This is a genomic window from Microbacterium sp. (assembly GCF_041641055.1).
Lineage (GTDB): Bacteria > Actinomycetota > Actinomycetes > Actinomycetales > Microbacteriaceae > Microbacterium.
The window spans coordinates 17,649-35,100 of record NZ_JBEPZB010000030.1 but is presented as its reverse complement, the minus strand read 5'-3'; the positions used below and the strand labels follow the sequence as shown (position 1 = coordinate 35,100).

At 69.4% G+C, this 17,452-nt stretch carries 18 protein-coding genes; 5 read left to right on the top strand and 13 right to left on the bottom strand.

Annotated elements, in window-relative coordinates:
- Positions 1 to 762 precede the first annotated feature (762 nt).
- The 8 genes from ACESK8_RS15200 to ACESK8_RS15165 form a co-directional block, all read right to left on the bottom strand.
- On the bottom strand, positions 763 to 1,413 hold the full coding sequence (locus ACESK8_RS15200; RefSeq protein WP_372969375.1) for an HAD-IA family hydrolase: 651 nt from the start codon (positions 1,411 to 1,413) through the stop codon (positions 763 to 765).
- 117 nt (positions 1,414 to 1,530) lie between these two features.
- Positions 1,531 to 2,223, bottom strand: coding sequence for an ABC transporter ATP-binding protein (locus tag ACESK8_RS15195; protein ID WP_372969374.1), 693 nt, complete (start codon positions 2,221 to 2,223; stop codon positions 1,531 to 1,533).
- Positions 2,220 to 3,992: an ATP-binding cassette domain-containing protein gene (locus tag ACESK8_RS15190; RefSeq protein ID WP_372969373.1), complete on the bottom strand. Its 1,773-nt coding sequence runs from the start codon at positions 3,990 to 3,992 to the stop codon at positions 2,220 to 2,222. The genes ACESK8_RS15195 and ACESK8_RS15190 overlap by 4 nt, the downstream gene beginning before the upstream one ends.
- Entirely contained in the window at positions 3,979 to 4,839 is an 861-nt protein-coding gene (locus ACESK8_RS15185) for a branched-chain amino acid ABC transporter permease (RefSeq protein ID WP_372969372.1), read from the bottom strand. The genes ACESK8_RS15190 and ACESK8_RS15185 overlap by 14 nt, the downstream gene beginning before the upstream one ends.
- Positions 4,840 to 4,988: 149 nt before the next feature.
- The gene (locus ACESK8_RS15180) at positions 4,989 to 6,158 is read right to left on the bottom strand and encodes an ABC transporter substrate-binding protein (protein WP_372969371.1); all 1,170 of its coding nucleotides are present in this window, start codon (positions 6,156 to 6,158) and stop codon (positions 4,989 to 4,991) included.
- A gap of 53 nt (positions 6,159 to 6,211) precedes the next feature.
- Positions 6,212 to 6,613: a nuclear transport factor 2 family protein gene (locus tag ACESK8_RS15175; protein WP_060928653.1), complete on the bottom strand. Its 402-nt coding sequence runs from the start codon at positions 6,611 to 6,613 to the stop codon at positions 6,212 to 6,214.
- A 29-nt stretch (positions 6,614 to 6,642) separates the two neighbouring features.
- The gene (locus tag ACESK8_RS15170; RefSeq protein ID WP_372969370.1) at positions 6,643 to 7,434 is read right to left on the bottom strand and encodes a MoaF C-terminal domain-containing protein; all 792 of its coding nucleotides are present in this window, start codon (positions 7,432 to 7,434) and stop codon (positions 6,643 to 6,645) included.
- Positions 7,435 to 7,605: 171 nt separating this feature from the next.
- Entirely contained in the window at positions 7,606 to 8,562 is a 957-nt protein-coding gene (locus tag ACESK8_RS15165; protein ID WP_372969369.1) for a helix-turn-helix domain-containing protein, read from the bottom strand.
- A gap of 113 nt (positions 8,563 to 8,675) precedes the next feature.
- Between ACESK8_RS15165 and ACESK8_RS15160 the strand changes: the two genes are divergently transcribed.
- Positions 8,676 to 9,782, top strand: coding sequence for a DUF998 domain-containing protein (locus ACESK8_RS15160; RefSeq protein WP_372969368.1), 1,107 nt, complete (start codon positions 8,676 to 8,678; stop codon positions 9,780 to 9,782).
- 17 nt (positions 9,783 to 9,799) lie between these two features.
- Here ACESK8_RS15160 and ACESK8_RS15155 read toward each other — a convergent pair whose 3' ends face one another.
- Positions 9,800 to 10,654 carry a MurR/RpiR family transcriptional regulator gene (locus ACESK8_RS15155; RefSeq protein ID WP_372969367.1) on the bottom strand — a complete coding sequence of 285 codons (855 nt, stop codon included), beginning with the start codon at positions 10,652 to 10,654 and terminating at the stop codon, positions 9,800 to 9,802.
- Between the two features lie 136 nt (positions 10,655 to 10,790).
- On the opposite strand from ACESK8_RS15155, the gene ACESK8_RS15150 reads away from it, so the two are divergent.
- Both ACESK8_RS15150 and murQ read left to right on the top strand, forming a co-directional pair.
- Positions 10,791 to 11,813 carry an N-acetylglucosamine kinase gene (locus ACESK8_RS15150; protein WP_372969366.1) on the top strand — a complete coding sequence of 341 codons (1,023 nt, stop codon included), beginning with the start codon at positions 10,791 to 10,793 and terminating at the stop codon, positions 11,811 to 11,813.
- Positions 11,803 to 12,738, top strand: coding sequence for an N-acetylmuramic acid 6-phosphate etherase (murQ, locus tag ACESK8_RS15145; protein WP_372969365.1), 936 nt, complete (start codon positions 11,803 to 11,805; stop codon positions 12,736 to 12,738). The genes ACESK8_RS15150 and murQ overlap by 11 nt, the downstream gene beginning before the upstream one ends.
- 79 nt (positions 12,739 to 12,817) lie before the next feature.
- Here the strand turns inward: murQ and ACESK8_RS15140 are convergent, their stop codons facing one another.
- Together ACESK8_RS15140 and ACESK8_RS15135 are read right to left on the bottom strand one after the other, a co-directional pair.
- A complete protein-coding gene (locus ACESK8_RS15140) occupies positions 12,818 to 14,797 on the bottom strand; it encodes a primary-amine oxidase (RefSeq protein WP_372969364.1) in 1,980 nt (659 codons plus the stop codon).
- Positions 14,798 to 14,920: 123 nt separating this feature from the next.
- Positions 14,921 to 15,505, bottom strand: a complete 585-nt coding sequence (locus ACESK8_RS15135; RefSeq protein ID WP_372969363.1) for a TetR/AcrR family transcriptional regulator — start codon at positions 15,503 to 15,505, stop codon at positions 14,921 to 14,923.
- Between the two features lie 66 nt (positions 15,506 to 15,571).
- Between ACESK8_RS15135 and ACESK8_RS15130 the strand changes: the two genes are divergently transcribed.
- Both ACESK8_RS15130 and ACESK8_RS15125 read left to right on the top strand, forming a co-directional pair.
- Complete coding sequence (locus ACESK8_RS15130) at positions 15,572 to 16,150, top strand: hypothetical protein (RefSeq protein WP_372969362.1); 579 nt, start codon at positions 15,572 to 15,574, stop codon at positions 16,148 to 16,150.
- Positions 16,151 to 16,175: 25 nt separating this feature from the next.
- Complete coding sequence (locus ACESK8_RS15125) at positions 16,176 to 16,841, top strand: SDR family oxidoreductase (protein WP_372969361.1); 666 nt, start codon at positions 16,176 to 16,178, stop codon at positions 16,839 to 16,841.
- 82 nt (positions 16,842 to 16,923) lie between these two features.
- Here the strand turns inward: ACESK8_RS15125 and ACESK8_RS15120 are convergent, their stop codons facing one another.
- The gene (locus tag ACESK8_RS15120) at positions 16,924 to 17,247 is read right to left on the bottom strand and encodes a multidrug efflux SMR transporter (protein ID WP_060927315.1); all 324 of its coding nucleotides are present in this window, start codon (positions 17,245 to 17,247) and stop codon (positions 16,924 to 16,926) included.
- Positions 17,244 to 17,423, bottom strand: a complete 180-nt coding sequence (locus tag ACESK8_RS15115; RefSeq protein WP_372969360.1) for a hypothetical protein — start codon at positions 17,421 to 17,423, stop codon at positions 17,244 to 17,246. The genes ACESK8_RS15120 and ACESK8_RS15115 overlap by 4 nt, the downstream gene beginning before the upstream one ends.
- Between the last annotated feature and the right edge of the window lie 29 nt (positions 17,424 to 17,452).

Sequence of the window (17,452 nt, the reverse complement as noted above, 5' to 3'; positions counted from 1 at the left end):
CGTCTCGATCGCCGCGCACGCCGCGTGCGCGGGCGCGATCCAGCGGGTCCTGTTCGATGAGGGCCGCATCATCGGGATCACCAGCACCGACCGGGTCTTCACCGTCCACCAACGCCGCGCGATCATCTCCCGCGACAAGGAATGCCTCATCCCCGGCTGCCACGTTCCCGCATCCTGGTGCGAGATCCACCACGTCACCGAGCACGCCCGGGGCGGCCCCACCCATACCGACAACGGTGTCCCGTTGTGTTGGTGGCACCACCGCTCCCTGGACACCTCCCCGTGGGAGATCCGCATGAACGATGGCCTCCCCCAAGTCAGAGGACCAGGATGGTGGGACCCCACCCACCACTGGCGCACCCCACGACACAGCCTCCCAACCGACTCAACGAGCCCACCGGACAACACCCGACAACACGGCAGCGCCCCACAACACGGCACACGTGTTAACTCGGCGAGCCCACCGGACAACACCGCACCAGGCAACAGTCCACCGGCCTCGACACTCCGTCGCACCGGCTGAACTCCCTCGCACCGGCTGACTTCAGCGACCGCGAACAGCTGAACCTGCCGTGCAGCGAACCACCGGACAGCGCTCAAGCCGACTCGGTGACCCCGCAGGGCAGCACCCCTCCACGGCACCGCCGAGCCCGCAGGGCAGCACCCCACCACACGGCACCGCCGAGCCCGCAGGGCAGCACCCCACCACGGCACCGCCGAGCCCGCGCTACCGCGGATGCGAAAGCAACCGCTCCTGCGGCCTCACCGAATCGTGAGGTCGAACCCATCCGCCGTCGGGACGACGGCGATCTGAGTGAGGTCATCCACATGGAATGTCGGCTGGTGCGAGGTGGCGTGCGGACCCACTCCGATGACGCGCATCCCCGCAGCGTGGGCCGCCTGGATTCCCGCACCGGAATCTTCGAAAACGACGCAATCAGCGGGGTCGACGCCCAGCAGCTCCGCTCCGAGCAAGAAGCCTTCAGGATCGGGCTTCGACGCCGAGACACTCTCTGCGGTGACCGTCAGCGACGGCACGGTCAGACCTGCCTGCCCCATGCGAGCATTCATCAAGGTCACATCCGCCGACGTCACGATCGCATGCGGGAAGGGGAGCAGCGCAGCCAGGAGCGCGTCGGCGCCGGCGATGGCGACGACACCGTCGACATCCTTGCTCTCGTTCGCCAGCATGACCGCGTTCTCCTCGAGGTTGATCCGATGATCGCGGTCGGGCAGCATGATCGCCATGCTCTGATGTCCTTGGCGACCGTGCACCACGCTCAACACCGTCTCCGGCGCGATCCCGTGCGGCTCCGCCCACGCCAGCCACAACCGCTCCACGACGGCGGTCGAATCGACGAGGGTGCCGTCCATGTCGAGCAGGACGGCGCGTGCGGAGATGGTCTCGGTCATCCCCTCAGGCTACTGCGCGCTCCTGGACCGCCCCGCGCAGCTGGACCGCCCCGTGCAGCTGGATCGGCCCGCGCTCCTGGACCGCCCGGCACGGCTGAGGCACCGGACGCTCACCGATCAGCCTCCGAGGTACGCACGGTGCAACAGCTGCGGATCCGCTTTCAGCGCCTCCGCCGTGCCGTGGAACGACACCTGCCCGCCCGCGACCACCACGGCGTCCCGCGCGAGGCTCAGGGCCAACTGCGTGAACTGCTCGACGAGCAGCACACCCACTCCCGACTCCGCGATCGACTTCACGATCGGCATCAGCCGCATGAAGACGACCGGCGCGAGGCCCAGCGACATCTCGTCGATGAGCAGGATGCGCGGCTTCGCAGCGAACGCCCGGGCCAGCACCACCATCTGCTGCTCGCCGCCCGAGAGCAGTGCGGTCGGCGAATCCATCCGCTTCTCGAGCTCGGGAAACTGTCCGATCGCAGCATCGAGGTCAGCCGGAGTGCGCGCCGTGAGCGAGATGTTCTCCCGCACGGTGAGGGAGGGGAATACGGCCCGGCCCTGCTCGATGTGCACGATCCCCTTCCGAGCCCGCGACACCCGCGACAGCTTGTCGATCGGCTCGCCATCGAGCAGCAGCGATCCCGCAGAATGCGGCGTCACCCCCGACACCGACTCGATCAGGCTCGTCTTGCCCGCACCGTTGGGGCCGACCAGGGCGAGCACCTCACCTCCGGTGACGGTCAGCGACACATCCGAGATCACCGGTCCGGCACCGCGGCTGACCGTCACACCCTCCAGCACGAGTTCGCTCACTTCAGCAGCTCCGTCTCTCCCATGTACGCCTTCACCACATCCGGATCGGCGAGCACCTCCGCCTGCGGCCCCGACGCCAGCACGCGACCGAAGTCCAGCACGGTGAGTGTCGGGCAGACCGAACGAACCAGGTCCAGATCGTGCTCGATGATGATGAGCGCGATGCCATATCGCTCCGGCAGCTCACGCAGCCGTGCCGCGAGGGCCAGATGCTCGTCGTGCGAGAGCCCGGCGGCCGGCTCGTCGAGGATCAGGAGTCGAGGCCGAGCGATCACGTTCGCCGCCACCTCGACGAGCCTGCGGGTGCCGACATCCACGCTCGACAGGCGCGAACGTGCGGGCGGGCATCCGAAGAACTCCAGCACCTCGTCGATGTCGGAGGTGGCCAGCCGTCGTCGCGCGACGAAGCGCACGTACGCGCCGACCGTGAGAGCCGGAGGAACCCTGTCCTGCTGGAACGTCCGGCGCAGTCCGAGCCGGGCCCGACGCGTCGGCGACAGGCCGCCGAGGTCACGATCTCCCAGCAGCACACGACCGCCGTGCTTCGGGAGGAAACCGCTGATCGCATCGACGAACGTCGACTTGCCGGCACCGTTGGGGCCGATCAGGCCCATGATCGACGCGGCGGGCACCTGGAACGACACATCGTCGAGAGCCTTCAGGGCGCCGAACTGCACGGTCAGCCCCTCCACTGTCAGCACGGGGGCGCCGTCGAGGGCGCGTTCGTCGACGGTGGCGGTCGTCGTCGTGGTGATGGCAGCGGCCTGTGCATCGGCATCCGGGGGGAGCGCCGAGAGCTTCGCCTTCGCAGTCCTGCGGTCGGCGCGCTTCCAGATCAGGTTGCGGATGCTCTGGCCGAGGTTCGTCCCGCTGGTCAGCGCCTGCACCCCGAGCACTCCGAACACCACGAACGCCCAGTCCTGCGGCACACCCCACCGCTTCAGCAGCTCCGGGACCAGCACCCAGAGGATGCCGCCGAGGATCGCCATGTCGATGAGGTGCGCGCCCGACATGATCGCCAGCACGTACAGCGCGAGGGACTGCAGCGGCGTGAAGCTCGACGCGAACGGCAGCTGCACCTGGCCGGCGAGCAGTCCACCGGCGATGCCTCCGAGGGCGGCGGAGACCGCGAAGGCCGTCAGCTTCGCCGTCTGCACGCTCTGGCCTGCGGCGGCGGTGCCGCGCTCGGAGAAGGCGACGGCCTTCCAGCTCGACCCGACTCGCCCGCGCTGCAGGAAGAAGACGCACAGACCGCACACGGCGAGCACGACGATCGAGAGGAAGAAGAACTCACGGTCGTTGGAGAAGAGTCCAGGGCGCTCGACGGCGGTTCCCTCCGAGGACCCCGGGAACTGGATCTGGACGAGCGTCACATCGGCCGCCGCAGCGAAACCCAGCGTGACGACGGCGAGGTTGACGCCGCGCAGGCGCAGCGCGGGAAGCCCGACGAGGATGCCGACGAACCCGGCCGCGATGCCGCCGAGGATCAGCCATACGACGAACCCTCCCGGCGCCTGCATCACGTTGAGCAGCGACACGATCCACGCGCCGACGGCGGCGAAGGTGAGTTGGCACAGGGCGATCATCCCGGCGGAGCCGGTGACGATGCCCAGCCCCAGGATCGCGATCGACGCGATGACCGCACTGATCGCGAGGAAGACGAAGTATCCGGGAAGGGCGGCGCTCAGGACGGCACCGACCCCGATTCCCGCGACGGCGACGGCGAATGGCCAGGACAGACGGAACCAGGGACGGTCAGCGAGCGGCATCCCACACCTCCTTGCGCTGCGTCCACAGGAGCAGGACGACGATGAACAGGAACGGGAGGAAGTTGCGCACCAGCGCGACTTCGTCGATCTGCGCGACGAGACCGCCGAGCACACCCAGGACGATGCCGCCGACGACCGCGAGGTCGAGGCGGCGGAAGCCACCGAGCAGGGCCGCGGCCGCCGCGGGCACGATGAGCATAGCCAGGCTGGTCGCGTCGTTCGACTGCGACGGCGCCACGATGATGATCGCGAGTGCGCTGATCACGCCGGTGACGAACCAGACGGCGATGGACAGCGGACGCGAGCGGATGCCGAGCAGCTCGGCGGTGGTCGGCCGCTCGGAGAGCGCGCGCAGCTGCGTGCCGACTCTCGTGCGACGCAGCACGATCCGCACCACGACCGCCGTGACGATCGCCATGACCACCGTCGCGACCGTCACCTGACTGATCACGACACCGCCGAACGAGAAAGCGGGCCCGGCGATGATCGGCGTGAACGGCTGCGGTTTGTTGCCGAACAGGATGAACGACAGGGAGATGAGGAGCAGGAGCGGGCCCACTGTCATGGCCGACCGGGTGGTCGTCGAGGCCTCGGAGAGCCAGGTGGCCGCGATCCACCCGATCGCCGCCGACAGCAGGCCGGCGACGAGCACCCCGAGCACCGACCCGAACCAGATCGGAAGACCCAGCTCCCGCACGAACCATACGGCGCTGAAGGCACCGAACATCCCGGTCGCGGCCTGGGCGAAGTTGACGACCCGCACGAGGCGCGACATCAGGGTGAGGCACACGCCGAGGACCGCGTAGAGACCGCCGGCGGCGAGACCGGCGATGGCGCCTTGCAGCATGAGGCGTCCTTTCTGATCTGAGGGGGAACCGGTCTGAAGGACCGGGAGCAGCTCACGGAGCTGCCGGGGAGGAGGACCTGCCGCCGAGAATGCGCTCGGCGGCAGGCGTGTGGTGGGCTGAGCTGCGCCGCGGGTGGATGCGGCGCGGCTTACTCGCCGATGCGGAGCCAGTCCTCGGCGACCTTCTCCCAGGCGTTCGTGCCGGACTCGAGGATGATCGGCCAGCCCGCGGTGTTCTGCGTGCCGAAGGCGTAGGGCGTGCCGACCATGGGGTTCTCGATCGGGTCCATGCCGCGCAGAGCCTCCGTGACCGTCTCCCGGGTGATGTCGCCGTCCATGCCCTCGAGGACCTCGATGAAGTACTTCGCCGCGAGGTAGCCGCCCTGGCTGAACGAGGTCAGCGGGATGTCGTTCTCCTCCATGAGCTCGCGCCAGTCGGCGTTGATCTCGTTGTCGTCGGTGAACGGGTAGAACTCGGCGGGGACGTAGATCCCGGCACCGGCGTCGTCGATCGCGTCCGCGAAGTTCTCGCTGTAGACACTGGTCAGGTAGAGCCAGGTGACGTCATCCCAGCCCTGTGCGTTGGCGGCCTTGACTTGCCCGATCGCGTCCGGCTCGACGGGGTTGATCGCCAGGGCCTTGCAGCCCTGCTCACGCGCCTTGACGATGTAGGGCGTGTAGTCGGATGCGCCGTACGGCACGGTGTCGTCGACGTACTTCGGCTCCTTGCCGGTGATCTCGGTCCACTTGTCGATCGCGGCCTGGTAGGTGGGGCGCGTGGATCCGGCGATCTCCAGCAGGATGCAGATGTCATCGAGTCCGAGTACTTCGGAGCCGTACTGCAGCGTCAGCGTCATGTCGTTGAACGGGCCGACGTTCGCGGGCGAGATGTTGTCGCTCGCGAAGCATCCGGTGTCGACGCCGATGCCGGGCATCGACAGGATGTCCTCCTGCTCGTAGTACTTCGCGTTGATCTCGCACTCGATGAGGCTGGCCGAGCCGACGAGCGCGACGGCCCCGTCGCTGCCGACCAGCTCGCGAGCGGATGCCGTGGCGGTCGCAGGGTCGCCCTTGTCGTCGAGCGTCTTGTACTCGATCGAGCGACCGTCCAGCCCTCCGGCCTCGTTGAAGGCGTCGAAGACGGCGGCGGCGGCCTGCGAAGCCTCGGGGAAGGTCGCCGGGCCGCTGATGGTGTTGACGGAGCCGACCACGATGGGGGCGCCTTCGCCACCCGCGCCGCCGTCTCCGCCGGCACAGCCGGCCAGAGTGAGGGCTGCCACGGCGATGAGCGCCGCGGTGCCGGATACTCGCTTGTTCATGTGATTCCTGCCTCTCGAGTTCGGATGGTGCGTGTGGTGCAGTGCGGTCGTCGTCAGTCGCGCAGCGCGCGGTTGACGAGCTCGGTGTCGGTGAACTGCTCGAAGGCGACGACCTTGCCGTCCGCGAGCCTCCACACATGCGCGACCCTGGCGGCGAAGAACCGTCCGGTCCGTCGGTTGGTCCCCGAGTAGGTCCCGATCCCGACCACGACGTCGCCGCCGTCGACGATCTCGTCGATCGCGACGGTGTAGTCGTCCCAGTCCTCCTGGATGCGCGCGAAGACGTTCGCGGCCACGGCGTCGGGGCCGATGTAGGTGCCGGCGTAGGGGAAGCCTGCGGCCTCGGTCCACCGCACGTCGTCGGCGAACGGTGCCAGCATCCCGTCGAGATCGCCTCGGTCGTTGGCTGCGTAGTGCTGGGCGATGATCTCGGCGTTGGTCGTGGTGTCGGTCATGGTCTCCTCGTCCCTGTGGTCGCGGCGGGTCAGACGGGCTGGGCGTCGGGGTAGTCGACCGAGCCGAGCGGGTAGATGTGGCCACCGCCGCGGGAGTGCTCGGCGTCGCCGTCGCCGTTGAGACCGAGGAAGATCCCCGTGGTCATCAGCTGGTAGCCGAGGTCGTGCAGCCAGACGCTCGCGACGGCGATGCGGAACTCACGGAAGCAGAAGAGGTACAGGCCGTCGGCGAACTTCCAGACCGTCGAGAGGTCCATGTCGCCGTGTCCGCGCTGCACGCCTTCCAGGCACTGCCAGGCGTAGCGGGTGCTCGAGACGTAGACGTGCTCGTACAGGTGCTCCGGGCTGTACCGGTAGACGTTGCGCTTGCCGATGAGGTCGCGGCTCGGCCCCGGCACTTCGCCGGTCGGCTCGCCCGCGTCGGTCGTGGCCGCCCAGAACTCCTGGCCCACCTGAGGAGTGCCCTCGGTCGCCTCCGCCGCGATGCGCGACCGCACGACGGTGGCGCGATGCGTCGAGGTCGAGTACACGACCGTGATCGCCTCGCGCTCACGGCTCTCCAGCGGGATGTTCACGAACACGACGTCCTCGCGGACGGCCACCGCGTCATACGGGTCGGTTCCGGTGGTGCCGAATCCGGACCACGTGACGGCGACCGCATCGAAGGTCAGCGCGAGTGTCGAGCCGTCGTCGAGGGAGAGCGTCAGCGCCGTTCCCGACAGGGAGGCGTTCGGGAGTCGATACGTGTCGATTCCGGCGGCGAACTCGTCGTAGGTGCGCCATTCGTCGAGAGCGGGATCTGTCGAGACGGGAGGAGTCATGAGGGTCCTGACATCGCATGTGGCGGAGCTGCATCGCTCCGGGCACCGCGTCCTCGCGGTGTGCTTGCCTCATGCTCGGTCGCGCCGCACCGTCGGCTCAAGCGCTGGGGCACCATCGCGCGCCGACAGTCAACCGGCGTGCCCTGCGGGGCAAGCCGGTGGATGCGCGCGTCAGTGCGCGGAGCGGTATTCGCTGGGGGAGATGCCGAAGGCGGACTTGAACGCCCGGCTGAAATGCGCGGCGTCGACGAAGCCCCAGCGGGCCGCGACCGCGGCGACCGGACGGTCGGCCAGCATCGGGTCCAGGAGGTCGCGTCGGCACTGCTCGAGGCGCCGCGTGCGGATCCAGGTCGACACCGTCACGCCCTGCTCCTGGAAGAGTCCGTGCAGGTGACGTGTCGAGATGAAGTGCGCCGAGGCGATCGAGGCGGGTCCGAGGTCGGTCGATGCGAGGTTGCGGTCGATGTACGAGCGGATGCGCTGCACCAGCGCGCGATGCGGATCGGCGGAGACCTCGTCGAGGCCGAGCTCGCGCGTGAACACCGTCGTGACCAGGTCGAGGGCGCTGTGCGCGAGCCGCGCCCCGGTGGTGCCGGCGAGCTGGTCGAGGTTGCCCGCGAGCTGGGTGAGGTAGGGGACGACCATGCCCCCGAGTCCGCCCTGGCCCGAGATGCGCACGGCGGTGAGCTGTCCGACCATGTCGGAGGGAAGGCTGATCAGGTGCTTCGGGAACATCACGACCATGGTGCGGAAGTCGTCGTCGAAGACGAGCGAGTAGGGGCGGTCGGTGTCGTACACGGCGAGATCCCCGGGCTGCAGCACGGCTTCGCGGTCATCCTGGATCAGCAGCCCGGTGCCGGCGAGCATCAGGCTGAGCTTGAAGAACGAGCGATCGCTGCGCGCGATCAGTTCCGGGGTGCGCTCGACGACGTGCGATGTCGCCCGCACCTCGTTCACGTGCACCTCGTCGACCGAGGCGCCGCGGATCACGCCGCGGAAGTGGTCAGGACCTGCCGTCGACACCTGCAAGGGCACGAAGGACTCCGACACGGCGGCGCGGAACTCGCTGATGTTGCGCGCGACGAGCGTGGATACCGATTCGGCAGGGGCAGCAGGTGCACCGTTCATGACTGATCACCTCGGGTGGTGGGAACGACGACGTTGTATACGATCCGTTCCGCGATGCTATCACCGCGCTGCCCCGAACGGTGCGGCTTCTATGATGTGCGCGGAGGTCGACCATGCGAGAGCTGCGAGAGAAGATCCTGCGGGTGCTGCGACAGCTGCGCGGCCCTGACACCGCCGACGCGGTCTTCGAGGCCACGGCTCTCCTCGTCGGAGCGGCCTTCCTCGTGCTCGGCTTCCTGATCGGGCTGCCCTCCTTCTGGGGGCGGGAGATGGCGATCAGCGGCGCCGGATCGATCGGCGCCTTCGCGGCGTACGGCGGTGCCGGCACCGCAGTGCTCGCCTTCGTGATCGGGCGCCTCGTCTCCAGGCCGGTCCATGTCGGCCCTGACGGCGTCCGCGACGGTTTCAGTGTCCCCGGCGATCGGCTGCGCTGGTACGACCTGGCGGCCATCGCCTTCGCCCACGCCGCGATCGCCTACCTGGGATGGCTGGGGATCGCCGAGCTGCTGGAGCGCAGCTTCACCGATGCTCCCGTGTTCGCCTTCCCCGGGGCGGTGCTCGTGGCGGTGGCCTTTGCGCTGACCGCGTATGTGACCTTCCTCAGTGCGATCGCCCTCAGTCCGCTGGTGCTGTCGCTCGTGCTCGCCGTGTTCCTCGTCGTCGGGGCCTTCGCGGCGATGCTCGCATCCAGCGACGTGCACTGGTGGCGAGACAACCTCTCCGCCCTCGGGATGAGCACCAACAGCGCCTCGGTCGCCTTCAATGTCACGCTGATCATCGCCGGTGTGCTCGTGACGACCATCGCCCGGTACGCCACTGCCGGACTGCCGGTCGATGACCCGGTCGATCGACGGGGTCGTTTCATCGTGCGCGGAGGACTGATCCTGTTGGGGATCTTCCTCGCCTGCGTGGGACTCTTCCCGGTCGACGAGTTCTTCCTGCTCCACAACACCGTGGCGACGGGGATGACCGTCGTGTTCGCCGTCATCGTCGTCGGCCTGCCGTGGTTCCTGCGGGCGATGCCTCGCGTGTTCGTCGGTCTCGGATGGGCGTACGTGCTCGTGATCGTGCTGCTCGCCGCGTTCTTCGCGGTCGGCTACTACAACCTCACGGCCGTCGAGCTGATCGCCGCCGTGCTGATCTTCAGCTGGATCATCGTCTTCCTGCGCACGGCGGGATCCGTCGATCCCCAGCGCCGCCACGCATCGACAGGGCGCTGACGAGCTGCTGGCGGTCGTCAGCGCAGGGGCGCGGTCGCGTCGGACGTGCGCTGCAGGGCGTGGATCGAATGGGCGTGACGTCGCTGCGCGACCCCGATGAACAGACAATCCACCACGGCGAGCTGAGCGATTCGGCTGACCATGGCGCCGGCGCGGAGGCGGGGCTCGCGCGCATGAGCGATGAGCACCTGATCGACCTCGGCGGCGAGGGGTGACGCGGGCGCGCCGGTGATTCCCACGGTGGCCGCCGCCGCCGCCCGCGCGGTCCGGAGGAAGTGCAGCATTTCGCGGGTCGTGCCCGAGTGCGAGATGCCGATCGCCACGGTCTTCTTGGCACCGAGTGAAGCCGCGGCACTCGCCTCGTGCGCATCCGACAGCACGATGGCGGCATGCCCGATGCGCAGCAGCTTGTGGCCGAGGTCGGCCGCCACGAGTCCGCTCGCGCCGATCCCGAACAGGAGGATGCGGTCGGCGGAGTCGATCGCATCGACGGCGGCCGAGAGCGCGTCATAGTCGAGATTCGCGACCGTCTCCTCGATGGCGAGGAGCTCGAGGGACGCGACCTTGGCGGTCGCCTCGCGCAGGGTGTCCGCGGCGGAGATCTCGGCTCCGAAGCCGGCGGATGCGGGGAACTGCGCGGACTCGCGGCCGAGTTCCGTGGCCAGCGCCATCCGAAGCGCCGCGTAGCCGCCGACGCCGACCGCACGGCAGAAGCGCACCACGGAGGCCACGGAGGTCGCGCAGGTTGCGGCGATCTCGGTGATCGTGCTGTCGACGACGATCGACGGGTCGTCGGTGATCGTACGGGCGATGCGGGCGAGCGACGGCGGCAGCGTCTCGGCGGCGGAGGCGATCGTCGTCTGGATGCTCATGGCTCTCCCGCGTCGGGGCTGGGTGGGGCAGGTCGGGTGGCTGGGTGGGGCAGGTCTGGTGGCTGGTCGAGTGGCAGGTAGACCGATGGTCTGAACAATTCTTTCACGCGCCGACCCGATTGCGTAGACTATTTCCATGCTTTCTGCACGGGCTCTCGTCGCCGTCGATCTCGGCAAGTCGCGCTGCCGTGGGGTGATCGCGGAGCAGGGCAGCAGGCGGGGGATCGAGCAGGGGAGCACGCACGTGAGCACGCACGTGAGCGAAGGGCGGCGCGATCGCCGGCCGCTCTACGATGGCGTCGGAGCTCCGGGGCTGGCCGCGGCGGGAGGCGTGCAGGCCGCGCTCGACGCGATCCTCCCGGTGGTGGAGAACCTCACTGGCGGTGGCATCGGCGGCATCATGGTGGGCGCCGCGGGGGCGTGGGCGGCGCCGACCGCGGCATCCGAACTCGCCGAACGTCTCGCCGCGCTGCTGCGGGTGCCTGCGGCGGTCACCTCCGACGTCGTGTCGGCGCACGCCGGAGCACTCGGCGGCACCGGCGGCGTGCTGCTCATCGCAGGCACGGGCGCCGCGGCCCTCGGCATCGGAGACGGTCCACCGGGCGCCCGGCTCGTCGACGGATGGGGGCCGGAGCTCGGCGACTTCGGCAGCGGGTCGTGGCTCGGACGCGAGGCGCTGCGCGCGGTTCTGCGCGCAGCGGTGGGCCTGGGATCCGACACCGCACTCAGCGGGACGGTCCGCGGCGTCGTGGGTGACGCCTCGGCGGTACCCGGCTGGCTCGCGCAGGACGGCTCGCTTCCACGTCGACTCGCGACTCTCGCGCCGATCGTGCTCGATGCGGCCGAATCGGGCGACCCGGTCGTCGGCGAGATCGCTGCCGAGAGCATCCGGCTGCTCACCGCGTCCGCCGTCGCAGCCGCCCCGGATGCACGCATGCCCGATGTGGGCACGCCTGAAGCGCCCGCCCCTGATGCGCCGACGGTCGCTCTGCACGGCGGCCTCACCCAGCATGCCTGGTTCCGCAGTCGCCTGGAGAGTGCTCTGCGCGCCGCAGGCAGGGCCGTGCTCGTGCCGGCGGGCGATGCTCTCGACGGCGCCCTCCTGCTCGCCGAGCGCCGCGATCTTCCCCATGAAAGGTTCGTCCACCGTGCCGAATGAGAACGACAGACTGACCACGCTCCTCGATGTCCTCTCCACCCTGGGCACCGAGGCCTCGACCACCGAGCGGGGCGACCTCGATCTGCTCGACACGGCAGAGCTGGTGCGCAGGATGAACGCCGAGGATCGCCTGGTGCCCGAGGCGGTCGCTGCGCGCAGCGCGGAGATCGCCGATGCGGTCGACGGCATCACCGCGCGGCTGCGCGAGGGAGGTCGGCTCATCTACCTCGGGGCCGGCACGGCGGGCAGGATCGGCGTCCTGGATGCGAGCGAGTGCCCGCCGACGTTCGGCACCGACCCGTCGATGATCGTCGGCCTGATCGCCGGAGGCGAGACGGCGATCCGCTCCGCGGTCGAGAACGCCGAGGACGACGGCGAGGCCGCCGCGACGTCACTGCGGGAGCTGGAGGTCGGCGACGGCGACACGGTCGTGGGGATCTCGGCGTCCGGACGCACCCCCTACGTCGTCGGCGGACTCGAGTTCGCCCGCTCGGTCGGCGCCCTGACCGTGGCCATCGCGTCGAACGCGGACTCGGAGATCGGCCGGGTCGCGGACATCGCGATCGAGATCGTCACAGGGCCGGAGTTCATCTCGGGGTCGACCAGGCTCAAGTCGGGGACAGCTCAGAAGCTCGTCGTGAACATGCTCACCACGCTGTCGATGATCAAGCTCGGCAAGACCTACCACGGGGTCATGGTCGACCTGCTCGCGACGAACGAGAAGCTGCGGGCCCGGTCGATCCGCACGGTGACCGAACTCACCGGGGCAGACGTCGACGACGCCGCGGCGACGTTGGATGCGGCAGACGGATCGGTCAAGCTCGCGGTGCTGATGCTGTCGACGGGCGCGACGGCGGACGCCGCCTCCCGCGCGCTGCAGGATGCGGACGGCATCCTGCGCGTCGCGATCGCGAGCCTGTCGTGAGAGGCACGTTCGCCGCCTGCTTCCGACACGGGATGCGGGATGACGCGGACGCGCCGACCAGCGAGGCCGATCCGGACGTTCAGCGGTCGCAGTGGCACGACTCCCCGCCGCCGCAGCATCCGGCATCCGCGGAGACGTGCGCCTGAGAGGACTCGGGGACGTCCATCGCGGGGTTCTGATCGAGGAAGCCGTAGGGCTTGAACCAGAACCCTGCGTAGTCGACGGGCATGATCGGCCAGTCCTCCGGCCGCGGGATGTGAGTGAGGCCGAAGGTGTGCCACAGCACCATGGCCTCGCCGTCGAGCGACCGGTCCGCGGCGGAGTACTCCGGCAGGCCCGCACCGCCCTGATGCGCGTTCGGATACCGGCCGGCCGGCCAGATCTGCCCCTGCTCGTGCCGGGTCGCCCACAGGTGCTTGGTCGCGAATGCAGCGCGTGCGGCAACGGACGAGGCGGGGTCGGCCATGAGCAGCGCGGTGGGCTGGGGGACCAGGTGGTACGCGGTCGGGCGCCCCACACGGTTGGTGCGGGTGGTGCTCTGCACCTCCCAGGTGCGCGCCACGGATGAATCCGCATCGCGCTGTGCGGCGTGCTCGGAGGCGAGCTGCGTCTCCGACCAGGTGAAGGCATTGCCGAAGGGGTTGTCCGGTCCCATGGGGATCCGCTGCGCGTCGATCTCGAACAGCCGGTTCTGCTCACCGTCGATCGCGACGTCGAGCCGCGCGCAGAACAGATGCTGGTGCACCGGGGCGAAGACGCCGGGCGCGAGCTCGGTGGCATGCTTCTGGCGCACGCCCGGCTCCCCGGCGCCGGCGAACACGATGCCGGTGGCCTTCGCGACGACCTCGATCGAGCCGTCGAGGTAGAAGTGCCAGTAGAAGCCGTAGTCGTAGTTGCCGATCGTCGAGAAGTACGAGATCACGAAGCGGCGGGAGCGGCGGACGTCCGAGCGCCCCGCCAGGTCGGTGTGCTTCCAGAGGATGCCGTAGTCCTCCTCATGCATGCAGATGACGTTCGGGATGCGCACCGGGTGGCCGTGGTCGTCGGCCACGTAGCCGTCGAGGTAGCGGATGACGCCGAGGCAGTCGCATCCGAGCTCGAGGTGGTTGGCGTTCTTGCCGAGCAGGTACTCGCCGGCGTCGAAGTAGCTGATCCAGAACCGCCCCGGTGCCGTGTCGCCGTAGGGGACGACCATCTCGGGCACGCTGGCTCTGCTGAGCACCGAGCGGCCGTCGAAGGCGACGTCGTGCAGCACGAGCCCCTCGCGGGCGTTGAAGCCGACCCGCATCGACCAGTTCTCCCACTCGACGAGCGAGCCGGTGACCGCGAAGCTCGGACCCTGCGGCTGGGTGATCTCGATCGGCTTCAGCGACGTGCGTGCCGCGCCCTGTGCTTCGGGGTAGTAGTTGCCGTGGCCCGCGGGGACGGGCACATCGCCCTCGTCGTCGATGCGGATCACGCTGTTCGTCGTGAGGTCGATGTGCACGACCAGTCCTTCGACGGGGTGGGCCCAGGGCGAATCCTCCTCGCTGTACTTGAGGAAGGTCAGCGAGCGGATGACGCGGCGCCCCACCTCGTCGGCCCGGCCGGTGTACCCGGGGGCGAGGGGCCCGCAGAACGCGAGCGCCATGTGCTCCTCGAGACCGCGACGGCGCATGGCGGCCTGCCATTCGGGTGAGGCCTTGGCGATCGCCTCGGCGCGCTCGTACTCCTCGAAGACGTACTGAGGCTGGCCGTAGGGCGGCGCGTCGGTGGGCACCCGCTCGGTGCGGAGGACCTCCGCTCGCGTGATCGAGACGACGACCTCGCTCGCCACACCGGTCGTGATGTCGAGCAGGGTGGCGTCGACGCGGCGGTCGATCGGCGAGCCGGGGGTCCAGGTAGCGAGCTCCTGCCTGGTGGGCTCGTCCGGGAGCAGCATCGGCACGCGGACGTTCTCGCCGAGGAGCCCTGCTGCCTCGAGCACGGCACGGGCCGCGGCGATCTCCGCACCGGTGAGGGGATCGAGCGGATGCGGGGTGGCGATCCGGTCGATCGTGACGGGCTGGGGGTGGGACATCGTCGTACCTCACTTTTTCGAGCGAGCGCTCAATAAACGGATATGCCGATGCTACGACGGCGCGCGGATGCATGCAAGAGCGCGTGGGATGCGCAGTCGGTGTCGGGGGACGTCGGGGGAGCGTCAGGAGCGCCAGGGGGCGAGGATGCTGGCGAGCACCGCCAGGTGCGCGTCCGCATCCTGGGGCTCGGTGACCTCGACGACCTGCTGGCCGTAGGTGATCGATCGCAGCAGCGCCATCACGGCGGCGGTGGGCGTCGCCGACACCAGCTCGCCGTCGTCGATCGCCTGGTCGAGGGCTGTGCGGATGCTGTCCTGCCAGGTCGCGAGCGTCGGCGCACCGGCATCCGCCGTCGGGGCGAGCGTGGCGAGTCGCCCCCAGAAGCCGACCACCACGTGGGCCTCCGTGCGGGTGCGCTCGTCGACCGGAAGTACCTCGCGCATGAGGGCGTCGAGCAGGGCGAGGCCCCGGAGCCCTGCGGTCGCGTCGGCGATCCGCTGGTCGGTGCGCCGGGTGACCTCGGTGGCCGCGGCGCGGATCACGTCGTCGAAGCCGTCGAAGTAGTGCCAGAGCGATCCGGTCGCGACGCCCAGCTCCTTGGCGACGGCGCGGGACGACGCGTTCTCGTGCCCATCGCGGGCGGCGACGACGAGCAGCGCCTCGGCGATCTGCCGGCGGCGCTCATCGTGATCGACGACACGGGGCACGGGTCCATCCTGACCTATCGACTGCGGATCTGGTTATTTTGAGCGAGTGATCAATATAATCCGAGGATGGATCAGGTCCTCCCCGCAGCATCGTGGCTGATGGCGCTCGCCGCCGTCGTGTCGGCGGCGGCGTGCCTGGCCGCGTGGCGTGACGTGCCCTGGCAGGGGCGCCAGTCCGCACTGGTCATGGCGGGCGCGATGGTCGCGCTCGCGGTCGTCGAGCCGGGCGCCGTCGCTGCGCTGGTGCTCGGTCTCGTGCTCCTGCTGTCGGCGATGCTCGGCACGGTCGGCGTGCGGGGCACTCCCGCGGCGGCCGCCTGCTGTCATCGAGCGCTCGCGTCGCTGGTCATGGCGATCTGCGCATTCGAGGGCGCCACGTCGAGCGGTACCACCGCAGGGGATTCCACGGCCTCGGGTGCGGGGTCATCCGCGATGTCATCCGTCGTGTCGGCTGGGCACGGCTCCCACGGCTTCTCGGGTGTCCTGTCCGTGCTGGCGATCATCGGTGTGGTCACCGTCGTGCTGTGGACGATCGTCTCCGAGTGGGATCTCGCCCCCGCGCATCGGCGGCGAGCCGCCCGAGTGCTCAGGGTCGAGTCCTGGGCGATGGCGGCTGGGGTCGGCGTGATGTGCCTGGGATGGTGACGCGCTGCTCGGGTAGCGTGGCGGCATGCCCCTCGCACTGATCACCGGCGCCGCGCGCGCCGACAGCATCGCGGCAGGAATCATCCCTCGGCTCCGGGCCGCCGGATGGATAGTCGTCACGAGCGATCTCGTCGATGCCGACATCATCGCCGACCTGTCGACGCACGACGGCCCGGACGCGCTCGTCGCCGAGACCAACCGCCGCCACGGCACGATCTCCGCGCTGATCCTCAGCCACGCGCATGACGTGCAGTCGGGCATCCTCGACACCACGGCGGCCAGCTTCGACCGACACGTGGCCGTGAACGCGCGAGCGAGCCTGCTGCTGATCGCCGCCTTCGCCCGGCAGGCCGGGCCTGACGGCGGCGCGGTCGTCGCGCTCACGAGCGACCACGTCACCGGCAACCTCCCCTACGGCGCTTCGAAGGGCGCTCTGGATCGGATCGTCATCTCAGCGGCGCGTGAACTGGGTCCACGTCGGATCTCCGCGAACGTGCTCAACCCGGGTCCGATCGACACCGGCTGGATGGACGACGAGACCCGACAGGCGCTCGCCGCGGCGACACCGCTCGGCCGACTCGGCACGCCCGCCGACATCGCGGCTGCGGTCGAGTTCCTGGTCTCGGACGAAGGACGTTGGATCTCCGGACAGCTGCTCAAGACCGACGGGGCGTTCTCCGCGCAGTTCTGAGATCGGCGCAGTTCTGAGGCTGAGCGCAGTTCTGAGAGCAGCGCCGTTCTGAGAGCGGCGCAGTTCTGAGAGCAGCGGACTCTCAGTGCGCCCCGCCGAATTCGATCAGAGCGACGCCCAGCGCGATGAGTGCGACGCCGATGGCCATGAGCACCGAGAAGTGGTCCTTGAAGATCACGCGTCCGAGTACGGCAGTGATCGCCACACCGGCTGCGGCCCACACTCCGTAGGCGACGCCCACCGGCATCCCCAGGGCGAGGATGGTGCCGAGCAGTGTGAAGGCGGCGAGGTACCCGATCACGATGACGGGGATCCAGCGTCGTCGGCGCAGTCCTTCCGAGGCCCGCAGGCTCAGCGTCGCGGTGACCTCGCTGGCGATGGCGAGGGCGAGCAGCACCCAAGTCATGCCGTGGCCTCGGGGGAGCGCTCACGCGGATGCGACCCGAGCTCGACCAGCAGGACGCCCACCACGATCGCCCCGATGCCGATGATCTGGACGGTGCCGAGGAACTCGCCGAAGAGCACCGTCCCCATTACGGCTGTGAGCACGACGCCGATGGCGGACGCGTACCCTGGAGTCATCCCCCGAAGCTCACCCGGCAATCTCGCGC